This is a genomic window from Roseomonas sp. SRI_022 (assembly GCF_057586215.1).
The window spans coordinates 1-14,458 of record NZ_JBYCZL010000018.1 but is presented as its reverse complement, the minus strand read 5'-3'; the positions used below and the strand labels follow the sequence as shown (position 1 = coordinate 14,458).

At 70.8% G+C, this 14,458-nt stretch carries 17 protein-coding genes; 6 read left to right on the top strand and 11 right to left on the bottom strand.

Annotated features, from left to right (window positions below; all coding sequences use genetic code 11):
- The first annotated feature begins 103 nt into the window (after window positions 1-103).
- Window positions 104-253, top strand: coding sequence for a hypothetical protein (locus AC2YHJ_RS17735; protein WP_487397420.1), 150 nt, complete (start codon window positions 104-106; stop codon window positions 251-253).
- A gap of 144 nt (window positions 254-397) precedes the next feature.
- Here AC2YHJ_RS17735 and AC2YHJ_RS17730 read toward each other — a convergent pair whose 3' ends face one another.
- From AC2YHJ_RS17730 to AC2YHJ_RS17715, 4 genes are all read right to left on the bottom strand, one after another.
- Entirely contained in the window at window positions 398-1,378 is a 981-nt protein-coding gene (locus tag AC2YHJ_RS17730; protein WP_487397419.1) for a Bug family tripartite tricarboxylate transporter substrate binding protein, read from the bottom strand.
- 227 nt (window positions 1,379-1,605) lie between these two features.
- The gene (locus tag AC2YHJ_RS17725; protein ID WP_487397418.1) at window positions 1,606-2,079 is read right to left on the bottom strand and encodes a hypothetical protein; all 474 of its coding nucleotides are present in this window, start codon (window positions 2,077-2,079) and stop codon (window positions 1,606-1,608) included.
- Window positions 2,080-2,180: 101 nt separating this feature from the next.
- Window positions 2,181-3,713: a class I adenylate-forming enzyme family protein gene (locus tag AC2YHJ_RS17720; RefSeq protein ID WP_487397417.1), complete on the bottom strand. Its 1,533-nt coding sequence runs from the start codon at window positions 3,711-3,713 to the stop codon at window positions 2,181-2,183.
- A 77-nt stretch (window positions 3,714-3,790) separates the two neighbouring features.
- Window positions 3,791-4,489 carry a methyltransferase domain-containing protein gene (locus AC2YHJ_RS17715; protein WP_487397416.1) on the bottom strand — a complete coding sequence of 233 codons (699 nt, stop codon included), beginning with the start codon at window positions 4,487-4,489 and terminating at the stop codon, window positions 3,791-3,793.
- 66 nt (window positions 4,490-4,555) lie between these two features.
- Here AC2YHJ_RS17715 and gloB point away from each other — a divergent pair, with 66 nt between their 5' ends.
- From gloB to AC2YHJ_RS17700, 3 genes are read left to right on the top strand one after another with little or no spacing between them, the layout of a single operon-like run.
- On the top strand, window positions 4,556-5,281 hold the full coding sequence (gloB, locus tag AC2YHJ_RS17710; protein ID WP_487397415.1) for a hydroxyacylglutathione hydrolase: 726 nt from the start codon (window positions 4,556-4,558) through the stop codon (window positions 5,279-5,281).
- A 15-nt stretch (window positions 5,282-5,296) separates the two neighbouring features.
- Window positions 5,297-5,896: a glutathione S-transferase N-terminal domain-containing protein gene (locus AC2YHJ_RS17705; protein WP_487397414.1), complete on the top strand. Its 600-nt coding sequence runs from the start codon at window positions 5,297-5,299 to the stop codon at window positions 5,894-5,896.
- Window positions 5,897-5,898: 2 nt separating this feature from the next.
- Window positions 5,899-6,363, top strand: a complete 465-nt coding sequence (locus AC2YHJ_RS17700; RefSeq protein WP_487397413.1) for a cupin domain-containing protein — start codon at window positions 5,899-5,901, stop codon at window positions 6,361-6,363.
- A gap of 14 nt (window positions 6,364-6,377) precedes the next feature.
- Here AC2YHJ_RS17700 and AC2YHJ_RS17695 read toward each other — a convergent pair whose 3' ends face one another.
- Both AC2YHJ_RS17695 and AC2YHJ_RS17690 read right to left on the bottom strand, forming a co-directional pair.
- The gene (locus AC2YHJ_RS17695; RefSeq protein WP_487397412.1) at window positions 6,378-7,418 is read right to left on the bottom strand and encodes an amino acid ABC transporter substrate-binding protein; all 1,041 of its coding nucleotides are present in this window, start codon (window positions 7,416-7,418) and stop codon (window positions 6,378-6,380) included.
- Window positions 7,419-7,466: 48 nt separating this feature from the next.
- A complete protein-coding gene (locus AC2YHJ_RS17690) occupies window positions 7,467-8,504 on the bottom strand; it encodes an amino acid ABC transporter substrate-binding protein (RefSeq protein WP_487397411.1) in 1,038 nt (345 codons plus the stop codon).
- A gap of 95 nt (window positions 8,505-8,599) precedes the next feature.
- On the opposite strand from AC2YHJ_RS17690, the gene AC2YHJ_RS17685 reads away from it, so the two are divergent.
- Window positions 8,600-9,352: an SDR family NAD(P)-dependent oxidoreductase gene (locus tag AC2YHJ_RS17685; RefSeq protein ID WP_487397410.1), complete on the top strand. Its 753-nt coding sequence runs from the start codon at window positions 8,600-8,602 to the stop codon at window positions 9,350-9,352.
- Window positions 9,353-9,466: 114 nt separating this feature from the next.
- Here the strand turns inward: AC2YHJ_RS17685 and AC2YHJ_RS17680 are convergent, their stop codons facing one another.
- Genes AC2YHJ_RS17680 through AC2YHJ_RS17665 form a run of 4 tightly spaced genes read right to left on the bottom strand, consistent with a single transcriptional unit; the run spans window position 9,467 to window position 13,051 of the window.
- The gene (locus AC2YHJ_RS17680) at window positions 9,467-10,159 is read right to left on the bottom strand and encodes an ATP-binding cassette domain-containing protein (protein WP_487397409.1); all 693 of its coding nucleotides are present in this window, start codon (window positions 10,157-10,159) and stop codon (window positions 9,467-9,469) included.
- Complete coding sequence (devC, locus tag AC2YHJ_RS17675) at window positions 10,159-11,436, bottom strand: ABC transporter permease DevC (RefSeq protein ID WP_487397408.1); 1,278 nt, start codon at window positions 11,434-11,436, stop codon at window positions 10,159-10,161. The genes AC2YHJ_RS17680 and devC overlap by 1 nt, the downstream gene beginning before the upstream one ends.
- Entirely contained in the window at window positions 11,433-12,473 is a 1,041-nt protein-coding gene (locus AC2YHJ_RS17670; RefSeq protein WP_487397407.1) for a hypothetical protein, read from the bottom strand. The genes devC and AC2YHJ_RS17670 overlap by 4 nt, the downstream gene beginning before the upstream one ends.
- Window positions 12,470-13,051: a TetR/AcrR family transcriptional regulator gene (locus tag AC2YHJ_RS17665; protein WP_487397406.1), complete on the bottom strand. Its 582-nt coding sequence runs from the start codon at window positions 13,049-13,051 to the stop codon at window positions 12,470-12,472. The genes AC2YHJ_RS17670 and AC2YHJ_RS17665 overlap by 4 nt, the downstream gene beginning before the upstream one ends.
- A 133-nt stretch (window positions 13,052-13,184) precedes the next feature.
- Here AC2YHJ_RS17665 and AC2YHJ_RS17660 point away from each other — a divergent pair, with 133 nt between their 5' ends.
- Window positions 13,185-14,159, top strand: a complete 975-nt coding sequence (locus tag AC2YHJ_RS17660; RefSeq protein WP_487397405.1) for a Bug family tripartite tricarboxylate transporter substrate binding protein — start codon at window positions 13,185-13,187, stop codon at window positions 14,157-14,159.
- A 30-nt stretch (window positions 14,160-14,189) separates the two neighbouring features.
- On the opposite strand, the gene AC2YHJ_RS17655 is transcribed toward AC2YHJ_RS17660, so the two are convergent.
- Window positions 14,190-14,458 (bottom strand): energy transducer TonB (locus tag AC2YHJ_RS17655; protein ID WP_487397404.1); only part of this gene is annotated, 269 nt, incomplete at its 5' end.

Here is a 14,458-nt window from a genome sequence, read left to right as displayed (position 1 = left end):
CTAGCATTGCTTGTCCATGATTGATTCCCAACGACCAATGCTTGACCCAGGGCGTGCAGACGGCCGGGTTCCGGCCGCGCCGCAGCGGCAATTTCAGCTTGTCGTGGACAATACGGACGGTCCGCCGACGAAGCGGCGCATCACGATCTGGGATTCGCCACTGGCACGCTTCTCGATGGTGCTCCTGGCTTCCCTCGCGCTCTGGACCGCGATCGGCTTCGGCCTGTGGCAATTGGTGCGGGCGCTGTCGTAGCCGCGCTTCGCAGGCGGGCCGCCCTGGCATCGTGGGGTTCGTCGATGGCCTGCCGGCATGGCGCGCGGCGCTGACGGGCGGCCCGCGCGCGAAGTGGCAGTGAATGCCTGAACCCGCAACGGCAGGGCCGTTGCGGGTCCCATCTCAATCCAGCCGGATATTCGCCCGCTGGATGATGCGCAGGAACAGCGTGCGCTGCTCCTGCAGGTAGGTGACGAAGGCCGCGCCCGCGCGCGGGATCGGCTCGACGCTGATGCTCTCGAAGCGGCTGCGCACATCGGGCTGGGCCATGCCTTCGACCACCTCGGCCGCCAGCCGGTCGTGGATCGGCTGCGGCAGCCCCGCCGGGCCCATCAGCCCGACCCAGGCGCCGGCGTCGAAGCCGGCCAGGGTGCCGCCCTGGCTGGCGAAGGGCTCGACACCCGGCGCCAGCGTGCTGCCCGCGGCGAGCGAGATGCCGAGCGCGCGCAGCGCCCCCTGGCGGACCAGCGGCCAGGTCGCGGCCATCGTCTCGATGCTGTAGCTGATCTGCCCGCCGATCAGGGCCGTCATGGACGGCGCACTTCCGGCGAATGGGACGTGGAGTGCCTCGATCCCGGCAGCGGCATTGAAGGCTTCGATGATCAGATGCGCCGTCGCCGCGGTGCCCGAGGAGCCGAAGGTGTAGTGGCCGGGCCGTGCCTTCGCCAGGGCGATGAATTCCTGGACGTTGCGCGCCGGGAAGTCCGGCTTCACGACCAGCAGGTATGGCGAGACGCCGAACATCGCGATCGGCGCGATGTCGCGGGTCGAATCGAAGGGCAGGCGCTGCAGCAGCGGCGAGATGGTGAGCGGCCCCGAGGAGCCGGCGAGCAGCGTGTAGCCATCCGGCGCCGATTTCGCGACCACGTCCGAGCCGATGGTGCCGCCGGCACCCGCCCGGTTCTCCGGCACCACGGGCTGGCCGAGCCGTTCCTGCAGGCGCTGCGCGATGACGCGCCCGGCGAGGTCGGTCGCCTGGCCCGGCGGCCAGGGGATCACCATGCGGATCGGCCGGTTCGGCCAGGCACCCTGGGACTGCGCGGCGGCGAGGCCGGGCAGCGTGGCGGCGAACAGCGAGAGTGCGGCGCGACGCGTTTGCGTCATGGCGGATGTTCCTTCCCAGTCGTTACGCATCGGCGGTTGGCCCGCCGGATGCTGCCCTTCAGCATGTCGTCACCAGTGCCACAAGGGCGCCCGGCCGCTGCCGGGGGCTGGCGGGGAAGGCACCGTCCTGGCGCCTTCCTCTGTCGGAGCCCCCTGGCCCGTCGGTCATTGCCGGCAGGGATGCGGGGCAGGCCCCGGGAGGCTGTCCCGAAGCGGGGCGTGCAGCGTCAGCGCGGCGGCACTTCCGAGAAGAAGACCTGCGTCGGGATGCCGCGGCCACGATCATAGCTGCCGACCCAGATGTCGTACTGGCCGGACATGGGCTGGCGGAACACCATACCCGGATTGGTGCCCTGGAAGTCGTCGTTGCAGACCCATTGGCCGTTTGGCAGGTTCACCACCAGGGTCACGTCGTAGTTGGACCGCGCGCCGATCCACAGCGGCAGCCCGCCGCCCGCCTGGTAGTTCAACCGCACATCGGGTGGCTGGGCGATGGAACCGACGCAGCCCGGCCCGCCGATGCGCTCGGCCGGGATGGTGCCGCCGGCCGTGACATTCACCACGAAGGGATCCGGGGCGAAGTTGAAGCGCAGATTCGCCGTGCCGAAGGATGGCCGCAGATTGTAGTTCTGCGCCGCGACGCCGCCGGCACCGAGAACGGCCAGGACGGCCGCGGCGCCCAGGATGCGTCTAGAAAACATACCCGATCCTCCAGAATAGAGCCGATCGGATGATCGGATGGTAAACCATTCGCCGCAAGCAAGGATTGCGCGCGCCGGCGGTCGGCTGCCGGCTTGGCGTGTTACTGCGGCTTCAGCGCCACAAGGCGCGGGCGCGGCCCGTCCTCCAGCGCATGGGTGGCGAGGATCGCCTCCCGCACCCGGGCGCGCACCACCTTCCCCTGGGCGTTGCGCGGCAATTCGGGCAGCGCCAGCCAGGCGCGCGGGTGCTTCGGTCGCGCCAGCGCGGCAACGCGCGCGGCAGCATCGTCCTGCCAGTCCGCGGGCGGGTTCTCGGCGACCGCGACGATGACCTCCCCCCAGTAATCGGAGGGCAGGCCGACCACGCAGATCGCCCGACCACCCGCCGCGCCATCCAGCACGGTCTCGATCTCGCCGGGATGGATGCGGTAGCCGCCGGACTTCATGACATCCGCCGCGCGGCCCGACAGGTGCAGCCGCCCGCGCGCATCGACCGCGCCGAGGTCGCCGGTGCGGTGCCAGGCGCCGGGCGGCCGGGCGGCGAAGCCCGCCGCGCTGATCGTGCCGGCATTCATGTGGCGGCCGCGCAGCCAGATCTCGCCGGGCTCGCCGGCAGGCAGCGGCACCCCGTCCTCGGCGCGGATGGTCACTTCGACCCCTGGCGCCGGCCAGCCGAGGCAGGCACCGAGGCCCCGGTCGTCGGCCGTCATGACCTCCGCCACCTCCGGTGCTTCCAGCACGGTGATGGGGTTGAAGCACTCGCTCATGCCATAGGTGACGCGCACCACCGGGCCGAAGGCTTCCGCCGCGCGGCGCCAGAGTTCGCGCGACAGGGTCGAGGTGCCGGTGAAGATGCAGCGCACCCCGTCGAAGCGCCGGCCGGGGAACAGCGAGAGGATCTTCGCCAGCACCGTCGGCGGCGCGAAGATGGCCGAGGGCCCGGCGGCGAGGATCGGCTCGATCGCCTCGGCCCGCACACCGTCCTGCAGCACCACCTCAGCCCCCTGTTCCAGCCAGGCGGCGGCGATCAGGGAAGCGCCGTGGACGTAGGGCGTCATCAGCAGCACACGGTCGCCGCGCCCGGGCGTGAAGGGCAGCACTGCGCGCTGCAGCAGGTGCGCGGTCCAGCGCCCGGCATGGGTGTGCACGATGGCCTTGGGCCTGCCGGTGGTGCCGGAGGTGAAGATCAGCCTTCCCCAGGCATCGCCCGGCACCGGCGGCAGGGCGGTGGGGGCGGGGTCGGGGGCGATGGCCTCGATCGGCCAGGGCTCGAAGCCAAGCGCGGTCAGGCGTTCGGCCTGCGCCTGTGGTGCGAGGATGCGGCGGAAACCGGTCAGTTCGGCGAACCAGAGGATCTCGGCATCGGTGGAATGGGCGTTCACCGGCACCTCGGCGGCGCCGGAAATCGTCACCCCCGCGCTGACCCAGGGTGCCTCGACCCCGTTCGGCACCAGGGTCGCGACGGGCGCGCCCGGCGCGATGCCCGCCGCGCGCAGCCGGTGGCCCAGCGCATGGGCGCGCGCGGCGAGCGTGGCGAAGCTCATCTCCGCGACGCCATCAGTGACAGCCACGCGGTCGCCGAAGCGCGCCGCGATGGTGAGTAGGTCGTTCGACCAGGCGATTCCATCCCGCATGGCCCGAAGGTTCGTCGGGGTGGGCGGGGGCGTCAAACGGGAGGGGCGGAAAGGGGCGACGCCCCTCTCCGGCCGCGTCACGCCTGCACGACCACGTTCCGCCCCACCGCGACCCGCCCCGCTGGCGTCACCGCCAGCAGGTTCTTCCGTGCCTCGACGATCGCGAGCCCCGCATGGCGCGCTGGCCACACCGCCTGGCCGCAGGCCTCCCAGACCCCACCGGCGCGCAGGAAGGGTGCATAGGGCGGCACATACAGCGCCGAATCGCGCCGTTCGACGCGGAACAGGTGCCGTTCCAGCAGCCGCGTCACCTGGCCGGGGGAATAGGGCTGGCCATGGCCGAAGGGCGTGTGCTCGGCATGCGCCCACAGGCCCCGGCGGTTCGGAGCGACCACCAGCAGCCGCCCGTCATCCTTCAGCACGCGCCAGACCTCGCGCAGCAGGCGGCGGGCGTTCTCGGCCATTTCCAGGCCGTGGACCAACAGCACGCGGTCGAAGCACAGGTCGGGAAAGGGCAGCGCCTCCTCCTCGGCGACCAGGATGGCGGCGTCCGGCCGCGGCGCATCCGGGCCGAGCTGCGCCGGGGACAGGGCAATGGCTCGCGCCGCCTCGGCCTTCCACAGCGGCAGGTAGGGCACGGCATGCCCGACGCCGAGCAGCGCCTGGCCGCGCAGGGACGGCCACAGCGCCCGCAATCGCTGGGCGAGCAGCCGCGCCGCCATCGCCCCGCCGGGCGAGGCGTAGAATGTTTCGAAGCCGTGGACCTCTCCACCCATGCGAGGGATATAGGGGACAGACGCGCGCCTTGGGATTCCCTCCCGCGCATTGGGGACTTGCCTGCCATGCCGATCACCGTCACCGCTCTGCCCTGCCTGTCGGACAACTACACTTGGTTGCTGCGCGCGCCCGATGGGCGGCTGGCGATCTGCGACCCGGGGGAAGCCGGCCCGGTGATCGCGGCGGTGGATGCGGCGGGCGGCAAGCTCGACCTCATCCTGCTGACGCATCATCACGGCGACCACGTCGCCGGCGTGCCGGACCTCGTGGCCCGATACGGCGCGAAGGTGATGGGCGCCAAGGCGGATGCGCATCGGCTGCCCCACCTCGATGTCGTGGTGGAACCGGGCCAGACGGTCGACGTGCTGGGCGTGCCGGCCGAGGTCCTGGCGAGCGACGGCCACACCCGTGGGCACATTGCCTACCACTTCCCCGAATGCGCCATCCTGCTGTGCGGCGACACGCTGTTCTCGCTGGGTTGCGGAAGGCTGCTGGAAGGCACGGCGGCGGAGATGTTCGACAGCCTGCAGGCACTGGCCGCCCTGCCGCCGGAAACGCTGGTCTGCTGCGGCCATGAATACAGCGAGAGCAATGCCCGCTTCGCCCTGACGGTCGAACCGGACAACCCCGCCCTGCGCGCCCGCGCCGATGAGATCGCGATGCAGCGCGCCGAGGGCCGAGCGACCGTGCCGACGACGATCGGGCAGGAGCTGGACGCCAACCCCTTCCTGCGTGCGAAGGATGTGGCGACGCTCGCGCGCATCCGCTCCGCCAAGGACAATTTCCGCTGAAGTGAGGAACGCCCGATGAAGCTGCACCACTCCCCGGCCAGCCCGTACGTCCGCAAGGTGATGGCCTGCGCCATCGCGCGCGGCATCGCCGGGCGGATCGAGACGGTGAACACCAACCCGCATGTCTCTCCGGCCGATCTGCTGGCGGATAACCCGCTGTCCAAGGTGCCAGCGCTGGTCGCCGATGACGGCACGGCGATCTACGACAGCCCGGTGATCTGCGAGTATCTCGACACGCTGGGCGACGTACCCGCGCTGTTCCCGCCGACCGGCAGCGCCGCGCGGCTGTCCGCGCAGATCATGCATGCGGCGGCCGATGGCATCCTGGATGCCGCGGTGGGGCGGCGACTGTCGATGCCGCATCCGCAGGATGACGGCCGCAAGGCTTACGATGCGCGGCAGAAAGCGGCGATCGACCGCGCGCTCGATGTACTCGAGAAGGCGCCGCCCGAGGGGCTGTCCGACATCGGCGCCATCGCGGTGGGCTGCGCGCTCGGCTACCTCGACTTCCGCTTCGGGCATGAGCCGTGGCGCGAGACGCATCCGAAGCTCGCCGCCTGGTTCGCGGAGGCGTCGAAGCTGCCGCCGCTCGCCCGGACGGTGCCGGTGGGCTGACGATGATCGACCTGCGCGACACGTCGGTGCCGGCTGCGCAGGTCATCGCCGCGCTCGGCCTAGCGCCGCATCCGGAAGGCGGCCATTACCGCGAGATCTGGCGCGACGCGCCGGCGGATGGGTCGCGCGGCGCGGGGTCCGCGATCTACTACCTGCTGGCGGCGGGCGAGGTCAGCCACTGGCACCGCGTCGATGCCGCGGAGGCCTGGCATTGGTATGCCGGCGCCCCGCTCACGCTGTCGATGTCGGGAAACGGGCAGGATGTGGCGGCGGTGCCGCTCGGCCCCGACTTGTCGCGGGGCGAGCAGCCTGTTGCGGTGGTCCCGAAGGGGTGGTGGCAGGCCGCGGCATCGCTCGGTGGCTGGACGCTGGTGGGCTGCACCGTGTCGCCGGCCTTCGGCTTTGCCGGCTTCGAGTTGGCGCCGCCCGGCTGGCGGCCGGCGCCACGCGATGGTCGGGAGGCTTGAACCCCCCTCCCGTCTCAGCGCATCGGCAGGGCGTAGAGCAGTCCGCCATTGCTGTGCAGGTTGTTCGGCCCGCGCGGCAGCGCGACCGGCGTGTCCTCGCCCATGGTGCGCTCATAGAGCTCGCCGTAATTGCCGATGGCGCGGATCGCGTTGTAGGCCCAGGCGGGATCCAGCTTCAGCGACTGGCCGAGTTCCGGCGTGACGCCGAGCAGGCGGCGCGTGTTCGGATTGACCGAGGTGCGGCGCTGCTCCTCGGCATTGGCGCGGGTCACACCCTGTTCCTCGGCTTCGATGATGGCGGTCGTGTACCAGCGGACGATGTCGTACCAGTTGTCGTCGCCGCGCCGGACATAGGCGCCGTAGGGTTCCTTCGAGAAGCGCTCCGGCAGGATGGCCCAGTCCCGCGGGTTGGGCATGGAGGACCGCACGCCCGCGAGTTGCGACGCGTCCGTGCCGAAGCTGTCGCAACGCCCGGCGGCGAGCGCGGCGGCGGCCTGGTCCGTGCGTTCGAAGACCACCGGCTGGAAGGGCACGTTGACGGAGCGGAAGTAGTCCGCCGTCACTTGCTCGTTCGTCGTGCCCTGGATCAGGCAGATGGTGGCACCCGCCATGTCGCGCACGCGCTGCACGCCGGCATTGGCGCGCACCATGAAGCCGTGGCCGTCGAAGAAATAGGTCGTGACGTGCCGCAGCCCGAGCGTGGTGTCGCGCAGCATGGTCTGCGTCGAGGTGCGGAACAGGACGTCCACCTCACCCGAGCCGAGCGCGGTGAAGCGCGTCGAGGACGAGAGCGGGATGAAGCGCACCTTCGCCGGGTCGTTGAGGATCGCCGCCGCGAGGCCGCGGCAGAGATCGATGTCGAGGCCCTGCCACACGCCGCGGCTGTCCGGCAGGGCGAAGCCCGCCACGCCGGTATTGATGCCGCAGTTGACGGCGCCGCGCGCGCGGATGGCATCGAGCGTCGGGCTCGGGATGTTGCTCTGCGCATGGGCAGCGCCGGCAAGGCCCGCGCATACAATGGCGAAGGCAGTCGCCAGGCTTCGCTTCAGCATCATCGAAGTCTCCCAGTTGTTCGTTTGCGGAGGAAGTGTCGTGGCGGCCCGTCAGCGCATCGGCAGGGCGTAGAGCAGCCCGCCATCGCTGTGCAGACGGTTCGGCCCGCGCGCCAGGCCGACCGGCGTGTTCGGGCCCATGGTGCGTTCGTAGATCTCGCCATAATTCCCGATGGCGCGGATCACGTTGTAGGCCCAGGCCGGGTCGAGCTTCAGCGACTGGCCAAGTTCCGGTGTCACGCCCAGCAGCCGGCGCGTGTTCGGGTTGACGCTGGTGCGCCGCTGCTCCTCGGCATTGGCGCGGGTGACGCCCTGTTCCTCCGCCTCGATGATCGCGGTGGTGTACCAGCGGACGATGTCGTGCCAGTTGTCGTCGCCGCGGCGGATGTAGGCGGCATACGGCTCCTTCGAGAAGCGTTCCGGCAGCACCGTCCAGTCCGCCGGCGTCGGCATGGTGGACCGCATGGCAGCAAGCGAGGAGGCATCCGTGCCATAGGCGTCGCAGCGCCCGGCCAGAAGTGCGGCCTGCGCCTGGTCCGGCCGTTCGAAGATCACCGGCTGGAAGGGCACGTTGATCGAGCGGAAGTAGTCCGCCGTGACCTGTTCATTCGTCGTGCCCTGCAGCAGGCAGATCGTCGCCCCGCGCATCTCCCGCGCCTGGGTCACGCCGGCATTGGCGCGCACCATGAAGCCGTGGCCGTCGAAGAAATAGGTCGTGACGTGCCGCAGCCCGAGCGTGGTGTCGCGCAGCATGGTCTGGGTCGAGGTGCGGAACAGCACATCGACCTCCCCCGACCCCAGCGCCGTGAAGCGGGTGGAAGAGGACAGCGGCACGAAGCGCACCTTGGACGGATCGTTGAAGATGACCGTCGCGAGGCCACGGCACATCTCGGTGTCGAAGCCCTGCCAGACGCCGCGGCTGTCCGGCAGCGAGAAGCCCGCCACGCCGGGATTGATGCCGCAGGCGAGCGCGCCGCGCGCGCGGATGGCATCGAGCGTCGGGCTCGGAATGTTGTTCTGCGCGTTCGCGCCGCCGGGCATGGCGGCGCAGAACAGCGCCCACGCGGCCGCAAGGCTCCGCTTGAGCATGATGAAAGCCTCTCCCGTTGTTTGGTCTCCCGCCGTGATGCTCGCCGCTCGCGCCGATCGCTGTCAACAATGCCGGTAGGAATCGGAGGGAACGCATGACTGACCATTTCGCCCGCTACCCCAGCCTCGCGGGCCGCACCGCGCTGGTGACCGGGGGCGCCAGCGGCATCGGCGCGCAGATCGTGGCGCGCTTTGCCGACCAGGGATCGCAGGTCGCCTTCCTCGACTTCGATGCCGAGGGCGGGGCGCGCGTCGCCGCCGCGACCGGCGCGATGTACATCCCCTGCGACCTGCGCGACATCGCGGCCCTGCGTGCGGCGGTGACGGAAGCAGGTGCGCAGCTCGGTGACATCACCGTGCTGGTGAACAACGCCGCGCGCGACGATCGCCATGGGCTCGAGGCGGTCGAACCGGATTACTGGGACGAGCGCATGGCGACCAACCTGCGCCACCAGTTCTTCTGCGCCCAGGCGGTGGTGCCGATGATGCGCCACGCCGGCGGCGGGTCGATCATCAACCTCGGATCGGTGTCCTGGATGAACCGGACCGGCGGCATGCCGGCCTATACCGCCGCCAAGGCGGCGGTGCGCGGTCTGACGCGCGGCCTCGCCCGCGACCTCGGCGCGGACCGCATCCGGGTGAACGAGGTCGTCCCGGGTTGGGTCCATACCGAACGCCAGGTCGCGCTGTGGCTGACGCCGGAAGCCGAGGCGCGCAGCCAGGCGAACCAATGCCTCAAGGGCGCGCTGAAGCCGGATGACATCGCACGGATGGTGCTGTGGCTCGCCGCGGATGACAGCGCCATGGTGACGGCGCAGCACTTCGTGGTGGATGGCGGGAGCAACTGATTGCGTGCCTCAAGCGCCGGCGCTCGCGGATCGCGGCGGCGCCGCGATCCGATGGGGTGGCACGGAGCTGTCGGTGCCGCGCCGCGGTGCCCTGCGCGGGGTGCCTGGCTTGGATCAGGCCGCCGCGCTGGCCTCGCTCTCGACGATCCGCCCATCCTCCATCGCCACGATGCGGTCGGCGATGTCGAGGATGCGCGGGTCGTGCGTGACCATCAGGATCGGCGTGCCCCGCTGCTTGGCGATGTCGCGCAGCAGATGCGCGACCTCGGCGCCGGAGACCTTGTCCAGCGCCGCGGTTGGTTCGTCGGCCAGGATCAGGCCGGGATTGCCGACGAGCGCGCGGGCGATGGCGACGCGCTGGCGCTGGCCGCCGGACAGCTTGGACGGTGGCTTGTCCTCATGCCCCGCCAGGCCGACGGCGGCGAGCATCGCGCCGGCGCGCTCCAACCGCCCGGCCTCAGGCAGCGCCGCATCCAGTTCCAGGCTCATCGCTACGTTCTGCCGCGCCGTCAGGAAGCCGAGCAGGTTGTGGTTCTGGAAAATGAAGCCAATCGACCGGCGCAGCAGCACGCGTTCGGATTCCGGCGAGCCCATCAACTCGTGCCCCAGCACGCGGCAGGATCCTTCCTGCATGCCGCGCAGCGCGCCGATCAGCGTCAGCAGCGTGGTCTTGCCAGAACCGGACGGGCCGGTCAGCAGCACGACCTCGCCGGCATGGACGCGAAAGGCCACGTCGCGCAGCACGGGCCGCCGCAACTCGCCCTCGCCATAGGCGAAGTTCAGGCCTTCGATGCGGATCGGGTCCATCAGAACATGTCGGCCGGCGATGCGTCGCGTAGCTTGCGCATTGCCAGCAGCCCGGCCGCGGCGCACATGCCGAAGATCAGGCCGAACACCATCGTCGCGCGTTCGACCGTCATGGTCAGCGGCAGGAAGGTCGCATCCGCCACCACATCATACAGCCAGGTGGACAGCGCGGCGCCGGGCAAGAATCCGATGACGGCGAGGATCAACGCCGCGGCCATGACCACGCGCGCCAGGTAGAAGTTGGAATAGCCGATCGCCTTCAGCGTCGCGTATTCGCGCAGGTGGTTGGCGATGTCGGAAAACAGGATCTGGTAGACGATCACCATCCCCACGATCAGCCCCATCACCGAGCCGAAGGCGAAGATGAAGCCGATCGGCGTAGCGGTTTCCCAGTAGAGCCGCTCATGCGCCACCAGTTCCTCATGGTTCAGCACCAGCACGTCGGGCGGCAGGATCTCGCGCAGCCGGGCCTGGGCGGCGGCGATATCAGCGCCGGGCTTCAGGCGGATGGCGACGATGTCGGTATTCGCCGCCGTGCGCGTCGGCACCATGCGGCGGAAATTCACCTCGCTCATCACCAGGTTGCCATCGGCGCCGAAGGATGGGCCGATGGTGACGAGGCCCACCATCTCGACCATGCGGTTGCCGACCTGGACCTCAAAGGGTCCACGCTCAGCGAAAAGCTGCGCGACATCGCCGAATTCGGGGCGCGAGCGCGTGTCGAAGCCGACCGCATCAATCCGCCGCAAGGCCGGTCCGATGGCGTCGAGGCCCTGGAAATGCATCGCCCCAGCCTCGACATCGAAACCGATCATCTGGATGGCGCGGCGCGACCCGTCCACCGGGTTCCGCCACGTCGCCTGGGTCATGTAGACCGGCACGGCCTGCGCGACCTCGGGCAGGGCGAGGGCCTGATGCGCGCGGATGCGCGGGATCGGCTCGGGGCGGAAGCTTGCCACGGTCAGCGGGTTCATCAGGAATACCTCGGCCTCCATGGCCGAGAGCAGCCGCGTCGCGCTGTCGAACAGCGCCGAGCGGAAGCCGAGCTGCATGAAGACCAGCACGGCGGCGAACATCACGCCGGCCATGGCGGAGAATAGCCGCGCCCGTTCCGCGCGCAACTGCCGCCACGCCAGCCGGGCCGGTAGCCAGAGCGTGGCGATCGGCCCGGGCCGCTTCGCCGTGGGTACCGCCGCAGCGGCGGGCTGCGCCGCGGGCGCCTCGCCGGTCCTTTCCGGCGCCCAGGGCAGCAGCGTCGTCTTGGTCAGCGCGTTCATGGGCGGATCGCCACCTGGACCTGCATGTTGGATCGGCGCCGCAGCGCCTCGGACCCCGCCTCGTCCAGCGCGAGGCGGACTTCGACCGTGCGGCTGTCCACCGCGGCGACGGGGTCGGTATTGGCCTGGGTCTGTCGGCGCACCGTCCAGCCGATCTCGCGCACCGTCGCGGCGAAGCGGCGCGGCTCGCCCGGCACCACCACCTCCGCTGCGGCGCCCAGGCGCAAGCGCGGCAGATCGGTCTCATAGACATCGGCGACGATGTCCATGCGGGTCAGGTCGCCGATCTCGAGCAGCCCGTCATTGCCGACCTGATCGCCGGGTCGCGCGATGATGCGCAGCACGGTGCCGGCGAAGGGTGCACGCACGCGCGACAATTCGGCATCGGCGCGCGCCTTGGCGAGCGCCGCCGCGGCGGCGGCAAGCCGCGCCTCGGCCAGCGCGATGTCTTCGGGGCGGGAGGAGAGCAGGCTCGCCAGGTCGGCCTCGGCCTGGCGGCGCTCGGCGGCCAGGCGGACGGCGCCGGCGCGGTTGCGATCGGCGGCGGCGACAGCGCCCGCGCCGGTCGGCACCAGGCGATCGGACCGTTCTGCCTCACGCAGCGCGAGTTCCTCCTGCGCCGTCAACGCCGCGACGCGGGCGCGCTGCGCCTCGATCTCGGTCGGTCGTCCGGCGGCACGGATGCGGTCAAGGCTCGCGCGGTATTCCGCGACGGCGGCCTCAGCCTGCGCCACGGATGCGTCCTTCTGCCCGGCATCGGCGAATTCGGCGAGCAACTGGCCATTGGCGACGGTGTCGCCTTCCTCGACCAGCAACCGGTCGAGCCGCGTCACCGCCATGCCGCCCGGCTGGGTCAGGCGGCGGATGCGCGAGGCGGGTTCGACCCGCCCGAGCGCGCCGACGCCGACCGGTCCGGCCGCGGTCGTGGCGGCCGGGGTGGCCTGGCGCGTCGCCTCACCCCGCGTCAGCACGGCATAGCCGCCGGCGGCGAGGCCGAGCGCGGCGAGGCCGATCAGCAGCCGCGCGCGGCGTGTCACGGCCGCTGATCCAGCAGCGCGATCAGCGTGCCGCGCAGCTCCAGGATGTCCGCCTCGGTGGGCCGGTACATCCCGAACAGATGCGCCATGAACAATCCATCCGTCGCGGTCTGGATGGTCATGGCGACACCATGGGGAATCCCATCGGCGATCAGGTCGGCCTTCATGCGTTCGATCACCACGCGCAACGGGTCGAGCAGCACCGGATCATGGTGGAAGGCGGCGAGGCAGACCGCGGCCATGCGGTCGTTCTTGTCCTGGCCCGGGGAGCAATCCGCTTCCCCGAAGGCCCAGGCGAGCTGGGCACGGGCGGCCCTGCCACGGCCCTCGGGCTGCAAGGCGACGCCGTCCTCGTAGTCGCGCGTCACCGTCTCGGCGAGGCGCTGCATCACGCCGATCAGCAGCGCCTCCTTGGAGGCGAAATGGTAGAGCAGGCCGCCCTTCGACACCTTGGCTTCACGCGCCGCGGCTTCCAGCGTCAGGCCGGTGACGCCCTTGCGGACGACGAGAGCCTCCACCGCATCGAGGATGCGGGTGCGGGCATCGGCAGGCGCGCTCGTTTCGCTGGTGTCCATCATCAAGTCATCTATACCGTCCGGACGGTTCATTCAACCGTCCGGACGGTATAGTTCGTGTGAGAGGGGCGGGTCATGGCCGGAACGCAACAGCGCGGCTAGCGTTGCGCCAGGAACGGACGGGAAGGGAACGGGCATGACCCAGGGATCGGGCCGGCGGACGCTGCTGCTGGCTGCGCCGGCGATCGTGACGGCGGGCGGGGCATGGGCCCAGGCCTGGCCGTCGCGCCCGGTGCGTATCGTGGTCGGCTTCGCCGCCGGCGGCGCCAACGACATCATGGCGCGGCTGCTGGCGCAGAAACTGTCGGAGCGTATTCCGGGTGGCAATTTCATCGTCGAGAACCGGCCCGGCGGCAGCACGCTGGTCGCCGCCGACCATGTCGCTCGGTCCGCCCCGGACGGGACGACCTTCTTCTACACCTCCCCCTCGACGCTGATCAGCGGGCTGGTGAACCGGTCCCCGGTGGTCGAGCAGGTGCAGTCGCTGGTCCCGGTGGTGCTCGCGCAATCCTCTCCGCTGGCGCTGGTCTGCCGGCCCGACTTCCCGGCGCGCACGGTGGCAGAGTTCATCGCGCTGGCGCGCGAACGGCAGGGCCGGCTCACCGTCTCCCACCCCGGCACCGGGGCGATCAACCACCTCGCCATGGTGCTGCTGATGCGCCAGACGGGGGTCGAGGTGACACTGGTCCCCTACACCGGCAACCAACCTTCCATCACCGCGCTGATGCGCGGCGAGGTGGACGTCGCCCATGACGGGCTGTTCACCCCGCGTGCGCAGATCGAGGCAGGCACGCTGCGGGCCATCGCCGTGACCAGCGCGGAACGTGCCCCCGCCTACCCCAACGTACCGACCTTCGGGGAAACGCTGCCGGGCTATGCCGTCGGCTTCTGGGGCGGGATGCTGGCGCCGCGTGGCACGCCGGATGCGATCCTCGACCGGATGAACGCGGAGTTGGACGTCATCCTGAAGCAGCCGGACGTGATCGAACGGGTGCGCGGCTTCGGCGGCGAACCGGTCGGCGGCGGGCGCGACCGCTTCGCGCAGGCGCTGGCCTCGGACTGGGCGAAATGGACCCAGGTGGTGCGGGAGAACAACATCCGCGCGGAATAGGCGGGGCGTCGCCCCACCGACCCCGCATCCCTACCGGACCTGGAAGCGCACGGGCACCGTGATCACCAGGCTGTCGCCCTCCATGCCCGTCGGCATGGCGGGCAGGCTGGCGGCCTGGATCATCGCCTCGACCGCGCGGTCGAGGTCGGCGTCCCCGGCGCTGCGCTCGATGCGCCAGCGCGCGACGCGGCCATCCCGCATCACCGTGAACTGCAGCAGCGCGACGCCCATGGCGCGCCGCGACCGGGCCGCTTCGGGATAGCGCTTGTGCCGTTCCAGTGCCGCCGCCAGCGCCTGCA

What these genes read in the sequence shown, in the direction of transcription:
- AC2YHJ_RS17700 (WP_487397413.1), top strand. Translation starts at nt 5,899, where the DNA reads ATGATCGACCTGCGCGACACGTCGGTGCCGGCTGCGCAGGTCATCGCC.
- AC2YHJ_RS17720 (WP_487397417.1), bottom strand. Translation starts at nt 3,713, where the DNA reads ATGCGGGATGGAATCGCCTGGTCGAACGACCTACTCACCATCGCGGCG.
- AC2YHJ_RS17685 (WP_487397410.1), top strand. Translation starts at nt 8,600, where the DNA reads ATGACTGACCATTTCGCCCGCTACCCCAGCCTCGCGGGCCGCACCGCG.
- AC2YHJ_RS17725 (WP_487397418.1), bottom strand. Translation starts at nt 2,079, where the DNA reads ATGTTTTCTAGACGCATCCTGGGCGCCGCGGCCGTCCTGGCCGTTCTC.
- AC2YHJ_RS17730 (WP_487397419.1), bottom strand. Translation starts at nt 1,378, where the DNA reads ATGACGCAAACGCGTCGCGCCGCACTCTCGCTGTTCGCCGCCACGCTG.
- AC2YHJ_RS17705 (WP_487397414.1), top strand. Translation starts at nt 5,297, where the DNA reads ATGAAGCTGCACCACTCCCCGGCCAGCCCGTACGTCCGCAAGGTGATG.
- devC (WP_487397408.1), bottom strand. Translation starts at nt 11,436, where the DNA reads ATGAACGCGCTGACCAAGACGACGCTGCTGCCCTGGGCGCCGGAAAGG.
- gloB (WP_487397415.1), top strand. Translation starts at nt 4,556, where the DNA reads ATGCCGATCACCGTCACCGCTCTGCCCTGCCTGTCGGACAACTACACT.
- AC2YHJ_RS17695 (WP_487397412.1), bottom strand. Translation starts at nt 7,418, where the DNA reads ATGATGCTGAAGCGAAGCCTGGCGACTGCCTTCGCCATTGTATGCGCG.
- AC2YHJ_RS17665 (WP_487397406.1), bottom strand. Translation starts at nt 13,051, where the DNA reads ATGATGGACACCAGCGAAACGAGCGCGCCTGCCGATGCCCGCACCCGC.
- AC2YHJ_RS17715 (WP_487397416.1), bottom strand. Translation starts at nt 4,489, where the DNA reads ATGGGTGGAGAGGTCCACGGCTTCGAAACATTCTACGCCTCGCCCGGC.
- AC2YHJ_RS17660 (WP_487397405.1), top strand. Translation starts at nt 13,185, where the DNA reads ATGACCCAGGGATCGGGCCGGCGGACGCTGCTGCTGGCTGCGCCGGCG.
- AC2YHJ_RS17680 (WP_487397409.1), bottom strand. Translation starts at nt 10,159, where the DNA reads ATGGACCCGATCCGCATCGAAGGCCTGAACTTCGCCTATGGCGAGGGC.
- AC2YHJ_RS17690 (WP_487397411.1), bottom strand. Translation starts at nt 8,504, where the DNA reads ATGCTCAAGCGGAGCCTTGCGGCCGCGTGGGCGCTGTTCTGCGCCGCC.